Genomic DNA, 17,932 nt, shown 5'->3' on the forward strand with positions numbered 1-17,932 from the left:
TTTTCCGGTGGCAATGTCGGAGGGGTCACACCCGTTCCCATCCCGAACACGGAAGTTAAGCCCTCCAGAGCCGATGGTACTCCGCGGGAAACCGCGTGGGAGAGTAGGTCGCTGCCGGATTCTTTTTTGAGCAAAGCCCCTGGTGCCGCAAGGCGCCAGGGGCTTTTGCCTTTTGCGGGCTGGCGTCCGGTGTCCCGGTGCTCGCTGCGGTTCGTCTACGCTCCTACTGGTGCGTGTGGTGACATGGCTGCGGCGCGCGTGTCTTCGTGCCGCCTGGTCGCGCCCTGCGCGGTGTGAAATCCGTTCCGACCTGCCCAGGTGATCCGCGCCCCTTCCTCCACGCTCCGGCTTCGGATGGTGGCCTTCCTTCAGCCCTGGGCCGCGTGCTGACGCGCGCGGAAGCTCGTTGGGAACGCGTGTCCGGGCTCGTCCAGGACCGCAGGCTGAGCTCCTTTAGCGCTGGTTCTGCTGCGCTGTGGAGCGCCTGGTGCGCGCGGTGGGGCGAGGCGGGCGCGCTTGGACTCCAAGTTCTCGGATTCCTTGGGGAATCGCGTCATCGTGGATGTTTGACCGCGGTGGCCGCAGGATCTAGAGTCTCTGCTCCCCCCGGTCTGCGCACCGCCTGCCGCGGTCCGTACTCGCCGGCGCAGGGCAGCCCCGCGAGATGAAGAAGCCGACCTTCTTTGGGAAGTACCTGCTCCTTGAGCGCATCAACGTCGGCGGTATGGCCGAGGTCTTCATTGCGAAGGCCTTTGGCGTCGAGGGCTTCGAGCGCATCCTGGCCATCAAGAAGATCCTCCCGACGATGGCCGAGGATGACGAGTTCATCACGATGTTCATCGATGAAGCGCGGATCAGCGTTCAGCTGAACCACGCGAACATCGTGCACATCCACGAGCTCGGAAAGCACGAGGACACGTACTTCATCGCCATGGAGTACGTCGCGGGGCGCGATGTGCGCACGCTCCTGGAGCGCTACCGCCGTCGCAAGGAGATCATGCCCACCGCCCAGGCGGTGTTCATCGTCTCGAAGATGTGTGAAGGCCTCGACTACGCGCACCGCAAGAAGGACGCGCGCGGCCAGGACCTGGGCATCATCCACCGCGACGTCTCTCCGCAGAACATCCTCGTCTCCTACGAGGGAGAGACGAAGATCATCGACTTTGGCATCGCCAAGGCCGCCAATCGCTCGCAGAAGACGCAGGCCGGCATCCTCAAGGGGAAGTTTGGCTACATGAGCCCGGAGCAGGTCCGGGGCATGCCCATCGACCGGCGCAGCGACATCTTCGCCGTCGGCGTGCTGCTCTACGAAATGCTCACGGGCGAGAAGCTCTTCGTGGGCGAGTCGGACTTCTCCACCCTGGAGAAGGTGCGCAACGCGGACATCCCGCTGCCTCGCGAGTTCAATCCGAACATCTCTGCGGGACTGGAGAAGGTCGTCCTCAAGGCGCTCGCGCGCGAGCCCGAGGACCGCTACCAGTGGGCGTCGGACCTGCAGGAGGACCTGATGCGCTTCCTCCTCGCGGGGGATGCCATCTATTCGTCGAAGCACCTCTCCAGCTTCATGAAGGAAGCCTTCGCGGAAGACATGCTTCGCGAGGCGGAGAAGATGGAGCGCTATGCCTCCGTCGAGCGCCCGGACCAGATTGAGCACTCGGGGGTGACGGTTCCGCCTCCCTCGACCCGTCCGACTTCCCAGAAGAAGTCGCCTGCGCCTTCCTCCCCCGGGGCTCCCGTGGGGCGGGCCTCCACGGCGCCCGCGCAGCCTGCGCCTGGCTACATCCCTCCGCCTACCGCCGAGGAGCTGGCGGAGATGGATGGCGCCGCGGACAAGACGCAGATCGTCGACTCGACGCACACCTTTCGCGCGCCCGAGACCCGGATCGCCGACAGCAGCGTCGTGGTGGATGACAGCATCACGGGCCGGTCGGAGAACCCGATTGACCGGGCCGGGCATCACACCAGCGCTTCTCCCTTCGCGCGGGATGAAGCGCCTCGCGGCAAGAACAAGAGCGGCCCCAAGTCCCAGGTCATCATCGGGGATGAGGGCGGCGAGGCCTATGCCGGCGCCACGATGATCGGGCCGGCTCCGACGGCGCCGCCTTCGCGGGGGCGCGGTGGCTCGGCCGCTCCGGTGCTGGACCCGGAGGAAGAGGAGACCACGGGTAACATCACCCTTCCGGTGGGCGCCCGCCACAACGGGCTGCGGCCCCAGGCGGAGGCCTCGGACGCAGACGGCGATGAGGCCGGGGAGTTCGACGACCCCTCGGACGACTTCGGTCGTGACGGCCAGGGCGAGTACGACAACGAGGCGCAGGACTCCGACGAGCAGCGCTACGACGATGAGCCCGATGGCCCTGCGACCATCCCGCAGAAGGCCTCCAAGATGGCCAAGACGGCCCCGCCCGCCAAGGTCGTGGCCAAGCCCAAGCCAGCAGGAGACAAGAAGCCGATTCCCAAGGCCGCCATCATCGGCGCGGCCGCAGGCGTGGCCCTGCTGCTCATCCTCGGCGTGGTCTTCATGCTCAGTGGCCCGTCCTCCGGATACGTCAACTTCGTCGTGACCCCCATCGGCGCCACGGTCCTCGTTGATGGAGAGCCCGTACGGCCCAACGAGGTCGTGGAACTCTCCGCAGGTCCGCACAAGGTCACGGCCACTGCTCCGGATCACCAGCCCGCGGTACAGCAGATCGAGGTCATCTCCGGCCAGGAAGCCGCCGTGGTCCCCCTGGCGCTGAAGCCCAACGCCCCGCCTCCGCCTCCCGTGGCCGTCAAGGAGCCTCCTCCGCCCACGACGCCCACGGACGAGAAGCCTCAGGAAAAGCCTGCTGATGAGCCCCCGGCTCCGAAGACCTTCGCCGCCGTGTTCGAAGGCCAGGAGGGTGCGGAGATCTCCGTCGATGGCAAGCCCGTGGGGAAGGTGCCTGGAGCCCGGCTGCCTGACCTCGAGGTGGGCAAGACCTACCGCTTCACGGCGAAGCGCGCGGGGTTCATGCCCTCCCAGGGCGAGTTCACGTCCACCGGTGATGCCGAGGTGAAGGTCGCCGTCGCCATGGAGGCGGAACCCGTCGCGGAGCCGGCGCCGAAGCCTGCCCCCCCGAAGCCCACGCCTCCGAAGCCCCGACCTGCTGTTGCTGAGCCGGCGCCGAAGCCCACGCCTCCCAAGCCCGCGCCTCCCAAGCCCGCGCCTCCTGCGAGCGCGAAGGGGAAGTTCGCCTGCAGCACCTCGCCGGCGGGCGCTCAAATCTGGGTGGACGGGAAGAACACGAACCGGGTCAGCCCCGTCCCGCTGGGCAACCCGCTGGAACTCCCGGTGGGCAAGCGCAAGGTCGTCTTCAAGCTCAACGGCAAGTCGACCAAGCCCCAGGTGGTGGTCATCGAAGCGGACGGCGTGGCGAAGCTGATCAACGTCCCGGTGAACTGACGGAAGCGGCGGAGGGCATCTTGTGCCCTCTGCGATTGTTAAGCAGGGATGTCGGGGGGCGGGCTATGACGCCTCGCCGAAGACGCTCCATACGTTGAGGTGATGCGTTCATGAACACGACGTCCACTCGGGGCAAGCACGACGCTGGCCCCGCGCAGCAGCCCTTCACCTATCCACTCCGTAAGGAGTTCGTGGAGCCCGACTGGCGGCGCATTCCGGCCTACAAGGACGTGACGCAGGCGGAGTGGGAGAGCGCGCTCTGGCAGCGCAAGCACACCGTCAAGAACCTGCGCGAGCTGAAGGCGACGCTCGGGGCGCTGCTGCCCGACGACCTGGCGATGAGCATGGAGCTGGACCAGAAGGAGCGGGCGACGATGTCCATCCTCGTCCCTCCCCAGATGCTCAACACCATGAGCCTGGAGGACCTGTGGCAGGACCCCGTCCGCCGGTACATGCTCCCGGCCTTCGCGGACCGCCGCACCGACTGGGCCAACCACCCGCGCGCCAGCCGTGACAGCCTCCACGAGGCGGACATGTGGGTCGTCGAAGGTCTGACGCACCGCTATCCCACCAAGGTGCTGGCGGAGATGCTCCCCACGTGCCCGCAGTACTGCGGCCACTGCACCCGCATGGACCTGGTCGGCAACGACGTGCCGCAGGTGTCCAAGCACAAGTTCGCGACGGGGCAGAAGGAGCGCTACGAGCAGATGCTGGACTACCTGCGCCGCACGCCCACCGTGCGCGACGTGGTGGTGTCCGGTGGCGACATCGCGAACCTTCCCATCCAGGCGCTGGAGCCGTTCGTCAGCGCGCTGATGGACATCCCGAACATCCGGGACATCCGCCTGGCCAGCAAGGGGCTGATGGCCCTGCCGCAGCACTTCCTCCAGGACAGCGTCCTGCAGGGGCTGGACCGGCTGGCGAAGAAGGCCGTCGACCGCGGCGTGGACCTGGCGCTGCACACCCACGTGAACCACGCGGAGCAGCTCACGCCGCTGGTGGGCAAGGCCGTGCGCAAGCTGCTCGACATGGGCTTCCGCGACGTGCGCAACCAGGGCGTGCTGCTGCGCGGGGTGAACGACAGCCCCAAGGCCCTGTTGGACCTGTGCTTCACGCTGCTCGATCACGCGAAGATCCTGCCGTACTACTTCTACATGTGCGACATGATCCCCAACAGCGAGCACTGGCGGCTGTCGGTGGCGCAGGCGCAGAAGCTCCAGCACGACATCATGGGCTACATGCCGGGCTTCGCGACGCCGCGCATCGTCTGTGACGTGCCGTTCGTGGGCAAGCGGTGGATCCACCAGGTGGCGGAGTACGACCGCGAGCGCGGCATCTCCTACTGGACCAAGAACTACCGCACGAGCGTCGAGGCGAACGACGCCGATGCCCTCGAGCGCAAGTACGAGTATTTCGATCCCATCGACACGCTGCCGGAGTCCGGGCAGGCGTGGTGGCGGGAGCAGCCCAAGGCCGCGTGATGGACTCCTCCGCAGGCGCGACCGCGCCCGTGCTCGCGCGCCCCTCGGTCAGTGCCGAGGGGCGGGCCCGGTTGTTTCCCTCCGCGACCGACGCGGAGTGGACGGACTGGCGCTGGCAGCAGCGGCATGCGGTGCGCAACCTGGAGCAGCTCGAGCGCTACGTGCGCCTGGCCCCCGATGAGCGCGCCGGGGTGCAGGAGACGTCCTCGCTGTTCCGGGTGGGCATCAGCCCGTATTACCTGTCGCTCATCGATCCAGACCACGCGTCGTGCCCGGTGCGCATGCAGGCCATCCCGGTGCGCGCCGAGGCCCGCGTGCGTCCCGGGGAGCTGGAGGATCCGCTCGGCGAAGACAAGACTCGCCCGGAGGAGTGCATCGTCCACAAGTATCCGGACCGGGTGCTGTTCCTGGCCATTGATACGTGCTCGGTCTACTGCCGCCACTGCACCCGGCGCCGCATCACCAAGGGCGGGGAGGCGGAGCTCACCAAGGACCAGATGCGCCGGGGCATCGACTACGTCCGCAACCACCCCGAGGTGCGCGACGTGCTCATCTCCGGGGGGGACCCGTTCCTGCTGAGCGAGGAGCGGCTGGAGTCGCTGCTCGCGCCGCTGAGCGAGATCCCGCACGTGGAGATGATCCGCATCGGGACGCGGGTGCCCGTGTGCCTGCCCATGCGCGTCACGGATGGGCTCGCTCGCGTGCTGCGTCGGTATGCGCCCGTCTACGTCATCACCCACTTCAACCACCCGAAGGAAGTGACGCCCGAGGCGCGTGAGGCCTGCGAGCGGCTGGTGGACCATGGCGTGCCCGTCGAGAACCAGGCGGTGCTGATGCGGCAGCTCAATTCGGACGCCCGCATCATCAAGGAGCTGTCGCATGTGCTGCTTCGCAGCCGCGTGCGCCCGTACTACCTCCACCAGATGGACGTGGCGGAGGGGTGCGAACACCTGCGCACGCCCATCGCCAAGGGGCTGGAGATCCTCCAGCAGCTCCGCGGGCACACCACGGGGCTCGCCGTGCCGCACCTCGCGGTGGACCTTCCGGGTGGCGGCGGAAAGGTCACCCTGCAGCCCGACTACGTCATCGAGCGCGGCGAGCGGGAGACCCTGTTCCGCAACTACAAGGGCGAGACGTACGCCTACCCCGAGCCGGAAGAGACCGACTGCTCCTGCCCCTACGACGAGGTGTGGCAGGCGCGTTCGCGGGAGCTGCGCTCCCAGGGCCGCTGACGCTCCCGTGCCCCTGGTGGTGCACGGGAGAGCGGCGGGGGCCTAGCGACCGCGGCGGGAGTTCGACTTCGACGCCTTCCGGCTGGGCGCGGTCGGGGCCGGGGCGTCGCTGCCCATCGTCGCGATGTCCACGGGGGGCGCGGACTCCAGGTTCGAGTCGACGTCGACCGAGACCTCTGCTCCCTCCTCGGCTTCCAGCTCCACCGGCTCCGCGTCGCTGAAGCCCTGCTGGATGTGGACCTCTCCGTCGCCGGCGCGCTTCTTCTCCTCGGCGGCCTTGTCGGCCTTGGCCTTGTCCTCGAGCCGCTTGGCCTCGTTGGCCGCGCGCGAGTTGTCGTCCGGCGTCATCCTGGCCGTGTAGACGGCGTACTCCTTCGCGGAGACGCCGTGCTTCTCCATGACCTTGGCCGCCTCCTGCTGCTGCTCCCGGATGGCCTGGCCCCGCTCCGAGTTGCTCATCTCCGACGGCTTCCGGTTGCCGTACGCCGCTTCCACCTTCGCCTGGGCCGCGGATTCGTCGCGGCGGATGGCCGCCACCTTCTCCGGCGACAGGCCTTCCTCTTCCGCGAGGACGGGGGGCGCCAGGACGAGCGACGCGGCAGCGAGGAACAGCGGGAGGCGGGTGGTCATGGGGAGAGGCTCCTGAGTCGCGACCCATCATAGGCATGGAGCCCGTGGGGACGCATGGGGGAGCGTCGTCAGCCGCCCTGACACCGCGCGCAGCCGTCCCCGGCGCCCGCGCACTGCTCCCTCGCGCTTGCGCAGCGCGGCGGCAGGTCATCGCGGTCCGTGTTCCGGTCCACGAGGCCACAGAGCTGCTCCGCCGTGGCGCAGGTCTTCGCGGAGACGTCGCAGCGTTCCGCGCAGTCCAGGTCGTCGTCCTGCTCGCGGGCCCGGAGCTCCTCGAGTCGCGCCGCGGCGCCGTCGATGGCCGCGTCGTCGTCCCCGGCCACCCGGGCGTCCACGCGCTTCGCACAGCCCGCCAGCCCGATTCCCACGATGAGAATGGCCCACCATGACCTGGTCGTCCGCATGCCCTACCCATATCGCGTCCGCTCCGGGCTCCGTCCAGCCTCCCTGGCGCACGGAAAGGGCCCGCCAGCGGTTCCCGGGCCTTGGGGAAGAGGGAAGGGGGAGGCTCCGGCCCTGTGCGCTCTAGCGGCGCTCCGGGGAGCGCATGCGGCGCTCGGGCCTGGGCTCGGGTTCTTGCGGCCGGGTCCAGTACAGCCAGGCCGTCAGTGCCAGGAGCGCGGCCACGGCCAGGCGACGCAGCCACTCTTCGCGGGCCCGTGCCGGGGAGTCCGCGTCCGCCTGCGCGGCCTGCGCCAGCGCGGTCTCCATCTGGGGACCCAGTTCCTGCAACCGCCGACACACCTGGGCCACGGGGACGAGCGCCACCGGCACGGGCGCGGTGGCCTGCTCCAGGGCCCCGGCCAGCATGCGCTCCCAGGCGGCGGCCTCCACCGCTTCCTCGGGGGCCCTCGCGGGCTGGCCCACGTGCCGGGTCAGCGCGATGGCGGAGCGCAACAGCAGCACCGAGAAGGCGGCGGTGGAGATTCCGTACCAGGTCGCGCACTCCGCGAGCGGACGGCGCTCCACGAGACGGCGGATCAGCACGGCGGCCATGCGCGGCTCCAGCGCGCGGAGGGCCGCGCCGAGGGCCTCGGTGGACAGGCGGGCGGCATCAGGAACAGAGGCGGTCACGCGGACGTCATTCTGCGGCATCCATCGGAGGTTTTCGCGGTCCATGGCGGACTCTCCGGGCTCCGGGCAGCTGTCGCGGGGTCCTCGGGGCACAGTGGACGCGAGCCCTTTTCGAGGGGCTGGGCCTGCTGCTCCTCCGGTCGCCGGGTGTCGTCCCCGGGGCTGGAGCCGGTCCCCCGCGTGTCCGGACCTCCGGTCGATTTCTTGAGGCGGACCGCCACGCCCCTACACTGTTCGACCATGTTGCAACGTGTGGCACTGCTGCTGCTCCTGCTCGCGTCGTCGCGGGCGTTCGCCGTGGAGACGATGCGCATTGCCATGGATGACCCCGGGGACGAGGTCCGCGTGAGCGGGCGCGGCCTGGGCTTCGGACCGGATGCCGAGGACGGGTCGTTCGTTCCCATTGGCACGGGACAGGCCACCGTGCGCCGCCGGGGCGGACGGCTGGAGATCAACGGGGCTCCGGCGGTCGGGGAGGCCGTGCGCTTCCGCGGGGGGCTGGAGTCCTCCGACGCGGGCGGACCCGGCAACGAGCCACTCAAGGCGGGCAGCTCGCAGGTTCGCGGGGACGTCGTCGTCCGGCTCTACCGGAACAGCCTCCAGCTCATCAACGTCATCCCCCTGGAGGACTACCTCGCCGCGGTGCTCGGCAGCGAGATGCCGGTGTCCTTCCCGCTGGAGGCGCTCAAGGCCCAGGCCATCGCCGCGCGGACCTACGCTTTGCAGAAGAAGCTGGACTCCTACGGCGCCGCCTTCCACATGGGCAGCAGCGTGCTCCACCAGGTGTACGGCGGCGTCAACCGCGAGGACCCCAAGACGCGCGCCGCGGTCGAGGCCACCCGGGGCGAGGTGCTGACGTACGACCTGGCCCCCATCGAGGCGTACTTCCATGCCTCCTGCGGCGGCCATACCGAGTCCGGTCAGGACGCCCTCCAGCGGAACCTGCCCTACCTCCAGCCCGTGGCCTGCCCCTGCGGCAAGCTGCCCGCAAGCCGCTGGTCCGCGACCCTCTCCGAGGGCGAGCTGCGCAAGGCCCTGAAGGCCTCGCCGGATGGCATGCGCGTCACCGGACGCACGTCCACGCGCCGGGTCACCCGCGTGACGCTCTCGGATGGCACCCTGGTGGACGGGGTGCAGTTCCGGCGCAAGCTGGGCTACATGCGGCTCAAGAGCCTGGACTTCGACGTGACGTCCTCCAGCAAGGGCTATGTGTTCACCGGACGCGGCTTCGGCCACGGGGCCGGGCTGTGTCAGTGGGGCGCCAAGGCCTTCGCCGACCAGGGCAGGACGTACCGGGAGATCCTCTCCCACTACTACCCGGGCGCCGAGTTCCAGCAGCTCTACTGACACCCGGCCGGCCGTCCCGGATGGTTCCGCGTGGGCGCGGGGACTGCTACAAGCGCTGCCCCCGTGTCGTCCCTCCTCTCCGACTACGATTTCGAGCTCCCCGAGGCGCAGATCGCCCAGGCCCCGCTGCCCCACCGGGACGCGTCGCGCCTGATGGTCGTCAGCCGCGCCACCGGCGCCTGGACCCACCAGCGCTTCACCGACCTGGGCGACCTGCTGCGCGAGGGCGACCTGCTCGTCCTCAACGACGCGCGCGTCATCCCCGCACGCCTGCTGGGGCAGAAGGCCGGCACCGGCGGCCGGGTCGAACTGCTGGTGGTCCGTCCCGCCGCCACCGCCACGCTGACGTCCGCCGCGCTGGGCGGCGCGCCGGAGTCCCTCGAGTGGATCTGCCTGGGGCAGGCGTCCAAGGGCCTCAAGCCCGGTCAGATCGTCACCTTCGCCGGTGGCCTGTCCGCCGAGGTGCTGGAGGCCCTGGGGGGAGGCGAGTACCGGGTGCGCTTCCACGCGGCGCCGGGCGCCTCGCTCGCGTCGCTCCTGGATGCGGCCGGACGGCTGCCGCTGCCGCCCTACATCACCCGCGAGCCCGCCGCCTCGGACGCCGAGCGCTACCAGACCGTGTACGCCCGCGCGTCGGGCGCCGTGGCCGCGCCCACCGCCGGGCTGCACTTCACCGACGCCGTGTTCAAGCGCCTGGAGGCCCGGGGCATCTGTCGCGTGGAGGTGACGCTCGACGTGGGGCCCGGCACCTTCCTCCCCGTGCGCGAGGAGGTGCTGGACAAGCACCACATGCACCCGGAGCGCTTCACCGTGCCGGAGGCCACCGCCGCCGCCGTGAACGCCGCGAAGGCCGAAGGGCGCCGCGTCGTCGCGGTGGGCACCACCGTGGTGCGCACGCTGGAGTCCGCCACCGACCCCACCACCGGCCGGCTGCGTCCCGGCCCCGGCGAGACGGCGATGTTCATCCGTCCCGGCTATGTCTTCCGCCAGGTGGACGTGCTCCTCACGAACTTCCACCTCCCGCGCTCCACGCTGGTGATGCTGGTGAGCGCGCTCCTGGGCCGTGAGCGCACGCTCGCCGCGTACCAGGAGGCCGTGCGCGCGGGCTACCGGTTCTTCAGTTACGGCGATGCCATGTTGGTGAAGGAGTGAGTGCCGTGGTGGACGAGCAACGCGATGAGCAGCGCAAGGAGAAGGGCGATACCCGCGTGCCCCCGGGGCTGGTGCGCTTCGAGCTGTTGCACGAGGACACCGGCACCAAGGCGCGCCGCGGCCGGCTGCACACGCCCCATGGCCCCATCGAGACGCCCATCTTCATGCCCGTGGGCACCGTGGGCAGCGTCAAGGGCGTGGGCCCCGACGATCTCTTCAACCTGGATGCGCAGATCATCCTGGGCAACACCTACCACCTGATGCTCCGCCCCGGAGAGCCGCTCATCAGCGAGATGGGCGGCCTGCACCGCTTCATCTCCTGGGACCGCCCCATGCTCACCGACAGCGGCGGCTTCCAGGTGTTCAGCCTGTCGGAGAAGCGCAAGATCACGGAGGAGGGCGCCGCGTTCCAGTCGCACCTGGACGGCTCTCGCCACTCGCTGTCCCCGGAGCGCTCCATCGCCATCCAGGAGACGCTGGGCGCGGACGTCATCATGGCGTTCGACGAGTGCCCCCCGTCCACCGAGGACCGGCCCTACCTGGAGAAGTCCCTGGCCCGCACCACGCGCTGGCTGCACCGGTGCGTGAAGGCCTGGAGCCGCGAGCGCTCGTCGCTGTTCGGCATCGTCCAGGGCGGCCTGCACGAGGATTTGCGCAAGCGCCACGCGGAGGAGATCTGCGCGGTGGACCTGCCGGGCTACGCGCTGGGCGGCTACTCCGTGGGCGAGGCCCCGGAGGCGATGCACGCGGGGGTGGCCTACTCCGCGCCGCTCCTGCCCCGGGACCGCCCGCGCTACCTGATGGGTGTGGGCACCCCCCTGGACCTGGTGACGTGCGTGGAGCAGGGCGTGGACATGTTCGACTGCGTCCTGCCTACACGGTGCGCCCGCAACGGCCTGCTCTTCACCTCGGAAGGCAAGCTCGTCATCCGCAACGCGGCCTACGCCAAGGACCCCCGGCCGGTGGACCCGGCGTGCTCCTGCTACACCTGCCGCACCTTCAGCCGGGCCTACCTGCGCCACCTGTTCGCCGCAGGGGAAATCCTCGCGATGCGCCTCAACACACTGCACAACCTGCACTACTTCCTCACCCTGATGGCGGACGTGCGCCGCGCCATCGCCGAGGACCGGTTCGCGGCCTTCGCCCGGGACTTCCGGGCGCGCTCGCTCGCCCAGGAAGCCGAACGGACCCGTGGCCGGTGAGCGACCAACGGGATTGCCGAGCTTCCGGCGTTCACTTGCTCACATGGGGCGCCCTTGCTAAGAGGCCACCCTTTCGGATGTTTTGCCCCCACCCGTACGCCGGGGGCGGGGCAACCCACTTTTTTTCCGAATCCTCCCTTCCAAACCACGAGGCCGTGAGTGGCTGACAGTTTCCTGATTCTCGCGCAGGCCGGGGCAGGCTCTCCCCTGGGGACCTTCGGCTTCCTCGCCGTGCTGGTGGCCATCATGTACTTCGTGATGATCCGCCCCCAGCAGAAGCAGCTCAAGGAGCACCGCAACCTCATCGCGGGGCTGAAGAAGGGGGATGACGTCGTGACGTCGGGCGGCATCCTCGGGCGCATCCACCAGGTCGACGACAGCACCGTGACCGTGGAAATCGCCAGTGGCGTGCGCGTGCGCGTGCTCAAGACGGCCGTCAGTGCGAAGGGAACCGTTCCGGTGGCTGCGGCCCCGACGGCGACCTCCACCGAGAAGAAGGAGGACAAGTAATGGACCGCGGCTGGTGGTGGAAGTTCGGAATGATTGTCGCGGTGACGCTGGGAACCATCTGGTTCCTCGTCCCGACGTTCTACTCGCTGGTGGTGTTGGATCGCGCCGAGCGCAACAACATCGCCGTGCTGGAGCAGCGGCTGCCCGCATGGGCGCCCCCCGCGAAGTACCGCCTCAACCTGGGGCTGGACCTGCAGGGCGGCATCCACATGGTCATGCGTGTGGACACCAAGACGGCCCTGCAGAAGCGCACCGAGCGCCGCGGCCAGCAGATCGCCACCTACGTCAACGACAAGAAGCTGGGCGAGGTGACGGCGGAGACGGATCCGGAGCGGCTGGAGCTGACGCTGACGGCCAAGGATCCGGCGACGATGGACGCCATCCAGAAGGAGGTGCTCGCCACCTTCACCGACTTCTCCCAGGAGTCGCGTCAGGGCGGCACGCTGGTGCTCAAGCCGGACGAGGGCCAGGTGAACCGCTTCCGTGACGAGGCCGTGGACCAGGCGATGCTCGTCATCCGCCGCCGCATCGACAAGTGGGGCGTGGCGGAAGTGGACGTGCGCAAGCTGGGCACCGACTCCATCCAGATCTCCCTGCCGGGCCGCAGCAACCCGGAGCAGGCCAAGGAGCTGGTGGGCACCACCGCGCAGCTGGAGTTCCGGATGGTGGACGACACCAACCCCCAGGTGTTCGCGCAGATGTTCGCGCAGAACCCGCCCCCGCCCGACAGCAAGGTCACCCTGGTGGAGGACGAGGGCTTCCCGCAGCTGTCCTCGCCCAACCGCGAGGCGCTGCTGGCGTACGCGAAGGACAAGGCGCCGGAAGGCCGTGACGTGCTCACCCAGTGCGTGGCCAACCCGGTGAAGAAGAACGACTGCATCGCGTACCGCAGCTACCTGGTGGACAAGGCCGTGCCGCTCACGGGCGAGAGCCTGTCGGGCGCGGACGCGTCCGTCAGCCAGATGAACGAGCCGGAGGTGAACATCTCCTTCGACCCGGCGGGCGCTCGCGAGTTCGAGAAGCTCACCGAGGCCAGCGTGGGCAAGCGGATGGCCATCGTGCTGGACGACAACGTGCATACGGCCCCGAACATCAACGAGAAGATTGGCGGAGGCCGCGCGCGCATCACCATGGGCCGCGCCGGTGCCCGCAGCTTCGAGGAGTGGCTGGGCGAGGCGCAGACGCTGGCGCTGGTGCTCAAGGCGGGCGCGCTGCCCGCGCCGGTGACGGTGGGCGAAATCCGTCAGGTGGGCGCGACGCTGGGCGACGAGCTCATCAAGAAGGGCAGCCTGGCCGCGCTGGTGGGCCTGGCGCTCGTCATCGTCTTCATGGCCATCTACTACCGCAAGTCCGGCCTCATCGCGGACGTGGCGCTGCTGCTCAACGGCCTGCTCATCCTCGCGGGCCTGGCGTTCTTCAACGCCACGCTGACCCTGCCGGGCATCGCGGGCTTCGTGCTGACGCTGGGCATCGCGGTGGACGCGAACGTGCTCATCAACGAGCGCATCCGCGAGGAGTTGAGCCACGGCAAGACGGCGCGCGCGGCGGTGGACCAGGGCTACGACCGCGCCTTCTGGACCATCTTCGACGCGCACGTGACGACGCTCATCGCGGGCTTCATCCTGTTCTTCACCGGAACGGGCCCGGTCCGCGGCTTCGCCACCACGCTCATCGTGGGCCTGCTGGCGTCGCTGTTCACGTCCATCGTCGTGACGCGCGTCATCACGACCTACTTCGTCCACGGCCGCAATGCGCAGTCGGTGTCGGTCTAACCGACGCTGGCGCCACGGGAACCCGCCATGCAGATTCTCAAGCACAAGACGAACTTCGACTTCATCAGCAAGCGCAAGCCGGCCATCTTCATCTCCAGCCTCATCAACCTGGCCATCATCGTGGGCATCGCCACGGTGGGGTTCAACTTCGGCGTGGACTTCGCCGGCGGCACGGTGGTGGAGCTGAAGTACAACGAGCCCACCACCGCGGCGCAGGTGCGCGAGCGCGCCCAGGCCGGCGGTCTGCACGACGTCAGCGTCCAGGGCATTGGCGCGGCGGAGGAGAACTCCTTCCTCCTGCGCATGGGCGGCGTCACGCAGCTCAACGAGGAGAACGCCGAGCGCGCGAAGGCGGCCATCCAGGGGCTGGGCGAGACGCGCAGCGTCTACGCGGACATGGCGAACGGCATCGTCAACTTCCGCTCCGCGCAGCCCATGGCCCCCGACGCGGTGAAGAAGGCCGTGGAGGGCGCCGGGATTGGCGTGCAGGAGGTGCGTGACCTGGGCGCGAACAGCGGCGGCACGGGCTACGACTACCAGGTCGTCGCGAGCGGCATGGCGGACAAGGTGTTCGCCGCGCTGAGCGCCGGCACGGACAAGCCCAACTTCGAGCAGCGCCGCGTGGACTACGTGGGCCCGCAGGTGGGCAAGCAGCTGCGCAACCGCGGCGTCATGGCGCTGCTGTACTCCATGGTCGCCATCCTCATCTACGTGGCGTTCCGGTTCGACTTCAAGTTCGGCCCCGGCGCGCTGCTGGCCATGCTCCACGACGTCATCATGGTCGCGGGCTACTACCTGGTGAGCCAGCGCGAGTTCAACCTGACGTCCATCGCCGCGCTGCTCACCATCGTGGGCTACTCGGTGAACGACACCATCGTCATCTACGACCGCATCCGCGAGGACATGGTGAAGTACAAGGGCAAGCCGCTGGCGGAGATCATCAACATCGCCGTCAACGACACGCTGGGCCGCACCATCCTCACCTCCGGCGTGACGGCGCTGTCGCTCATCGGTCTGCTCATCTTCGGCGTCGGTGAAATCTTCGACTTCGCCATGGCGATGCTGGTGGGCATCCTCGTGGGCACGTACTCGTCGGTGTACATCGCGAGCCCCGTGGTCATCTGGCTGGACGAGCGCGCCGCGGCCCGCGAGGCGCACCACGGCCCCAAGCAGGAGCCGAAGACGGCCTGAGCCGTCCGTCGCTCCTGACGTGACGAGGGCCCTCCTCCCCCCGCGGGAGCGAGGGCCCTTCGTTTTTCAGAAGCGCGCGCCCAGCGTGAGCGAGGCGTCCATCAGCCCGCCCCCGCCGTTGTCCGGCGCGGTGATGTCCGCGAAGTCCTGGTCGATGAGGACGCGGTACGTGCCGCGCACGCCCGCGGTGAGGCCGCCGGAGTTGAACTCCAGGCCCACCGCGAGCGGCACCTCCTCCATCAAGTCGGAGTCGTAGAGGCCCGCGCTCGCGCCGCGCACGTCCACGTAGGACATGCCCAGGCCCACGCCCGCGAAGGGGCGCACCGTGGTGAGGAAGGGCGGCGACACCTTCACGAGCGCGCTGCCGCCGTTGCGCACGAGCGAGGGCCCATCCAGGAGGCGGCTGTCGCTCACCTGGTTCTGCGAGCCCTCGTAGCCGACCTCGAAGCCGAGGAAGGTGGTGGGTTGCAGGTTGAGCGTCAGGCCCCAGAGCGGGCCTGTGCTGGACAGGTCGCCCAGGTCGCCCGTGTAGTCACCCACGCCGCCGCGCAGGAACACGTTCACATCGCCTTGTTTCTTCTGCGCGAGGGCCGTGCCCGCGCACAGCACTCCGATGAGCACGGCACCGCCCTGGATGGACCTGCGAAGCATGCGGACCTCCCCGTCCGAGGATGTGCTTCCAAGCTGGGCACCGCGTACCCGCCGTGCAGCTTGGAGGCAGGAAGCCAGGCGAGCGCACGTCTGAACAACCGTGCAGGAGGGAGAGGTGGGAGCACGGGTTGGACTGCCATGGTCGGACGTCTGAGGTACTGTCCTCCTCCATGCGGTGGTTGCTTCCAGACGTCGTTGAGCAGGAAGTGGGTTTGCTGGCGGGAGAGCTCTCGCTGCACCCGTTGGCGGCCAGGGTGTTGCTGCATCGCGGCTACCGCACGCCGGAGGCCGCCGCGGCCTTCCTGTCGGACCGGCTGGCGGACCTGCCGGACCCCTTCCGGATGAAGGGGATGACGGGCGCGGTGGAGCGCATCCTCCGCGCGCTGCGGCAGAAGGAGAAGGTGACGCTCTACGGGGACTACGACGTGGACGGCGTCAGCTCCACGTCGCTGATGTACCTGTTCCTGAAGGAGCTGGGCGCGCCCCCGGCCACGTACATCCCCCACCGGCTGGACGAGGGCTACGGCCTCAACCTGGGCGCGGTGGAGAAGATTGCCCAGGACGGCACGCGCCTGCTGGTGACGCTGGACTGCGGCATCACGTCCGTGGCGGAGATTGCCCGGGCGCGCGAGATGGGCCTGGACGTCGTCGTGGTGGACCACCACACGGTGCCGCCCACGCTGCCGCCCGCGGTGGCGGTGCTCAACCCGCACCAGCCCGGCTGCGAGTACCCCACGAAGGTGCTGTGCGCGGCGGGCGTGGCCTTCAACCTCTGCATGGGGCTGCGCAAGCGCCTGCGCGACGACGGCTTCTTCGCCACGCGCAAGGAGCCCAACCTCAAGGCGCTGATGGACCTGGTGGCGCTGGCCACCGTGGCGGATGTGGTGCCGCTCACCGGCGCCAACCGCATCCTCGTGGCGCACGGCCTCCAGGAGCTGTCCCAGGGCCGCCGCCCCGGCATCCGCGCGCTGAAGGAGGTGGCCGGACTGGAGCCGGACGCCACCGTCACCGCGGGGCAGGTGGGCTTCCGCCTGGGGCCCCGCATCAACGCCGCCGGACGCCTGCACGACGCGTCGCTGGGGCTCCAACTGCTGTGCGCGGAGTCCGTGGAGTCCGCGCGCTCGCTGGCGCAGGTGTTGGACCGCGCGAACGCGGAGCGCCAGGGCATCGAGAGCAGCATCCTCACGCAGGCGCTCGCGCAGGCGGAGCTGCACCGGGACGCGCGCGGCCTGGTGCTCTTCGACGAGGGCTGGCACCCGGGCGTCATCGGCATCGTCGCGTCGCGGGTGGTGGAGCGCTACCACCGGCCCACGGTGATGGTGGGCGTGAAGGACGGGGTGGGGAAGGGCTCGGCGCGCAGCATCGAGGCGTTCCATCTGTACGACGCGCTCACGGGCTGCTCGGACCTGCTCATGCGCTACGGCGGCCACAAGCACGCCGCGGGCCTCACCGTGGATGCGAAGCAGCTGCCCGCCTTCCGCGAGGCCTTCGAGAAGATCGCCTTCCAGCGCCTGACGCCCGAGGACCTGATTCCTCGCTGCCGCGTGGACGCCGTGGTGAACCCGAGCGACCTGGACGCATCCGCGGTGGAGTCGCTGCAGCGGCTGGGGCCCTTTGGTCAGGGCAACCCGGAGCCGGTGCTGGTGCTGCGGGGGCAGACGGCCCGTCCGCGCGTGCTGCCCGCGAAGTCCGGCGTCAGCGGCGCGGGGCACCTCAAGCTCGCGCTGCTGGACGCGCCGGAGCTGGATGCCATCGGCTTCGGCATGGCGGACCGCGTGTCGCTGGTGGAGGGGCCGGTGGACCTGGCGTTCCAGGCCGGCTTCGACACCTTCCGGGGCCAGCGCAAGCTGTCGCTGCGCCTCAAGGACATGCGCCAGGCCGCCTGAGTCTGGCAGGCCGCCTGGGTGTGGCGTGCGGCCCTAGGCGAGCCCCCAGCGCACCCGGCCCGGCGACATCAGCGCGCCGGCCCGCGCCAGCTCGTTGAAGCGGAAGCGCTCGGCCTGCCGCTCGAAGGCCGTGCGGCAGCCCTCCGAGCAGAAGAAGTACCGGCGCTGCTTGTACTCCGACGACGGATGCTCGGCAGGCGCTTCCAGATGCCTGCCGCAGACCGGGTCCCAGTGCTTGCCCGGGGCCTGTGCGTACCCCTGTTCCTGAACGCCCTTCATCTTCCACCTCCGGCCAACGCCCCTGACTCTCCCCCACCCGGCGTGAATGTAAGCAGGGTGCATGCCAGCGGCCCCGCCGCTGGGAGGGGCGGGCCGTGGCG

Annotated in this window: 15 protein-coding genes and 1 rRNA gene; 11 read left to right on the forward strand and 5 right to left on the reverse strand. The window is 69.5% G+C overall.

Annotated elements, in window-relative coordinates; translation table 11 throughout:
• Positions 1-3: 3 nt before the first annotated feature.
• From rrf to D7X12_RS26235, 4 genes are all read left to right on the forward strand, one after another.
• Positions 4-120, forward strand: a 5S ribosomal RNA gene (rrf, locus tag D7X12_RS26220).
• Positions 121-664: 544 nt separating this feature from the next.
• Positions 665-3,424, forward strand: coding sequence for a serine/threonine protein kinase (locus D7X12_RS26225; protein ID WP_120628016.1), 2,760 nt, complete (start codon positions 665-667; stop codon positions 3,422-3,424).
• 110 nt (positions 3,425-3,534) lie between these two features.
• Entirely contained in the window at positions 3,535-4,905 is a 1,371-nt protein-coding gene (locus D7X12_RS26230) for a KamA family radical SAM protein (protein ID WP_120628017.1), read from the forward strand.
• Entirely contained in the window at positions 4,905-6,137 is a 1,233-nt protein-coding gene (locus D7X12_RS26235; protein WP_120628027.1) for a KamA family radical SAM protein, read from the forward strand. The genes D7X12_RS26230 and D7X12_RS26235 overlap by 1 nt, the downstream gene beginning before the upstream one ends.
• A gap of 42 nt (positions 6,138-6,179) precedes the next feature.
• Here D7X12_RS26235 and D7X12_RS26240 read toward each other — a convergent pair whose 3' ends face one another.
• From D7X12_RS26240 to D7X12_RS26250, 3 genes are all read right to left on the reverse strand, one after another.
• Positions 6,180-6,767 carry a hypothetical protein gene (locus D7X12_RS26240; RefSeq protein WP_244224779.1) on the reverse strand — a complete coding sequence of 196 codons (588 nt, stop codon included), beginning with the start codon at positions 6,765-6,767 and terminating at the stop codon, positions 6,180-6,182.
• Between the two features lie 68 nt (positions 6,768-6,835).
• Positions 6,836-7,135 (reverse strand): hypothetical protein, encoded by a 300-nt coding sequence (locus tag D7X12_RS26245; protein ID WP_341868242.1) that lies wholly within the window; start codon positions 7,133-7,135, stop codon positions 6,836-6,838.
• Positions 7,136-7,292: 157 nt separating this feature from the next.
• A complete protein-coding gene (locus D7X12_RS26250; RefSeq protein ID WP_120628029.1) occupies positions 7,293-7,841 on the reverse strand; it encodes a hypothetical protein in 549 nt (182 codons plus the stop codon).
• A gap of 240 nt (positions 7,842-8,081) precedes the next feature.
• Between D7X12_RS26250 and D7X12_RS26255 the strand changes: the two genes are divergently transcribed.
• The 6 genes from D7X12_RS26255 to secF all read left to right on the forward strand — a co-directional run bounded on the left by D7X12_RS26255 (position 8,082) and on the right by secF (position 15,015).
• On the forward strand, positions 8,082-9,188 hold the full coding sequence (locus tag D7X12_RS26255) for a SpoIID/LytB domain-containing protein (protein WP_120628018.1): 1,107 nt from the start codon (positions 8,082-8,084) through the stop codon (positions 9,186-9,188).
• Positions 9,189-9,251: 63 nt separating this feature from the next.
• Positions 9,252-10,340, forward strand: a complete 1,089-nt coding sequence (queA, locus tag D7X12_RS26260) for a tRNA preQ1(34) S-adenosylmethionine ribosyltransferase-isomerase QueA (protein ID WP_120628019.1) — start codon at positions 9,252-9,254, stop codon at positions 10,338-10,340.
• Positions 10,341-10,408: 68 nt separating this feature from the next.
• The gene (gene tgt / locus D7X12_RS26265) at positions 10,409-11,542 is read left to right on the forward strand and encodes a tRNA guanosine(34) transglycosylase Tgt (protein WP_439329397.1); all 1,134 of its coding nucleotides are present in this window, start codon (positions 10,409-10,411) and stop codon (positions 11,540-11,542) included.
• A gap of 159 nt (positions 11,543-11,701) precedes the next feature.
• Positions 11,702-12,052, forward strand: a complete 351-nt coding sequence (yajC, locus tag D7X12_RS26270) for a preprotein translocase subunit YajC (protein ID WP_120628021.1) — start codon at positions 11,702-11,704, stop codon at positions 12,050-12,052.
• Positions 12,052-13,824, forward strand: a complete 1,773-nt coding sequence (gene secD, locus D7X12_RS26275) for a protein translocase subunit SecD (protein WP_120628022.1) — start codon at positions 12,052-12,054, stop codon at positions 13,822-13,824. Before yajC ends, secD begins: the two co-directional genes overlap by 1 nt.
• A 27-nt stretch (positions 13,825-13,851) precedes the next feature.
• A complete protein-coding gene (gene secF / locus D7X12_RS26280; protein ID WP_120628023.1) occupies positions 13,852-15,015 on the forward strand; it encodes a protein translocase subunit SecF in 1,164 nt (387 codons plus the stop codon).
• 66 nt (positions 15,016-15,081) lie between these two features.
• On the opposite strand, the gene D7X12_RS26285 is transcribed toward secF, so the two are convergent.
• On the reverse strand, positions 15,082-15,666 hold the full coding sequence (locus D7X12_RS26285; protein ID WP_120628024.1) for a hypothetical protein: 585 nt from the start codon (positions 15,664-15,666) through the stop codon (positions 15,082-15,084).
• A 170-nt stretch (positions 15,667-15,836) separates the two neighbouring features.
• On the opposite strand from D7X12_RS26285, the gene recJ reads away from it, so the two are divergent.
• Complete coding sequence (gene recJ / locus D7X12_RS26290) at positions 15,837-17,552, forward strand: single-stranded-DNA-specific exonuclease RecJ (protein ID WP_120628025.1); 1,716 nt, start codon at positions 15,837-15,839, stop codon at positions 17,550-17,552.
• A 33-nt stretch (positions 17,553-17,585) separates the two neighbouring features.
• Here recJ and D7X12_RS26295 read toward each other — a convergent pair whose 3' ends face one another.
• Positions 17,586-17,831, reverse strand: a complete 246-nt coding sequence (locus D7X12_RS26295; protein WP_120628026.1) for a YHS domain-containing protein — start codon at positions 17,829-17,831, stop codon at positions 17,586-17,588.
• Positions 17,832-17,932 lie beyond the last annotated feature (101 nt).

It is taken from the genome of Corallococcus sicarius (assembly GCF_003611735.1).
Classification (GTDB): Bacteria; Myxococcota; Myxococcia; order Myxococcales; family Myxococcaceae; genus Corallococcus; species Corallococcus sicarius.

Bases quoted from the DNA above. Each gene is read 5' to 3' on its own strand.
- D7X12_RS26225 (WP_120628016.1), top strand. From the start codon at position 665: ATGAAGAAGCCGACCTTCTTTGGGAAGTACCTGCTCCTTGAGCGCATC.
- D7X12_RS26230 (WP_120628017.1), top strand. From the start codon at position 3,535: ATGAACACGACGTCCACTCGGGGCAAGCACGACGCTGGCCCCGCGCAG.
- D7X12_RS26235 (WP_120628027.1), top strand. From the start codon at position 4,905: ATGGACTCCTCCGCAGGCGCGACCGCGCCCGTGCTCGCGCGCCCCTCG.
- D7X12_RS26240 (WP_244224779.1), bottom strand. From the start codon at position 6,767: ATGACCACCCGCCTCCCGCTGTTCCTCGCTGCCGCGTCGCTCGTCCTG.
- D7X12_RS26255 (WP_120628018.1), top strand. From the start codon at position 8,082: ATGTTGCAACGTGTGGCACTGCTGCTGCTCCTGCTCGCGTCGTCGCGG.
- secD (WP_120628022.1), top strand. From the start codon at position 12,052: ATGGACCGCGGCTGGTGGTGGAAGTTCGGAATGATTGTCGCGGTGACG.
- secF (WP_120628023.1), top strand. From the start codon at position 13,852: ATGCAGATTCTCAAGCACAAGACGAACTTCGACTTCATCAGCAAGCGC.
- D7X12_RS26285 (WP_120628024.1), bottom strand. From the start codon at position 15,666: ATGCTTCGCAGGTCCATCCAGGGCGGTGCCGTGCTCATCGGAGTGCTG.
- recJ (WP_120628025.1), top strand. From the start codon at position 15,837: ATGCGGTGGTTGCTTCCAGACGTCGTTGAGCAGGAAGTGGGTTTGCTG.
- D7X12_RS26295 (WP_120628026.1), bottom strand. From the start codon at position 17,831: ATGAAGGGCGTTCAGGAACAGGGGTACGCACAGGCCCCGGGCAAGCAC.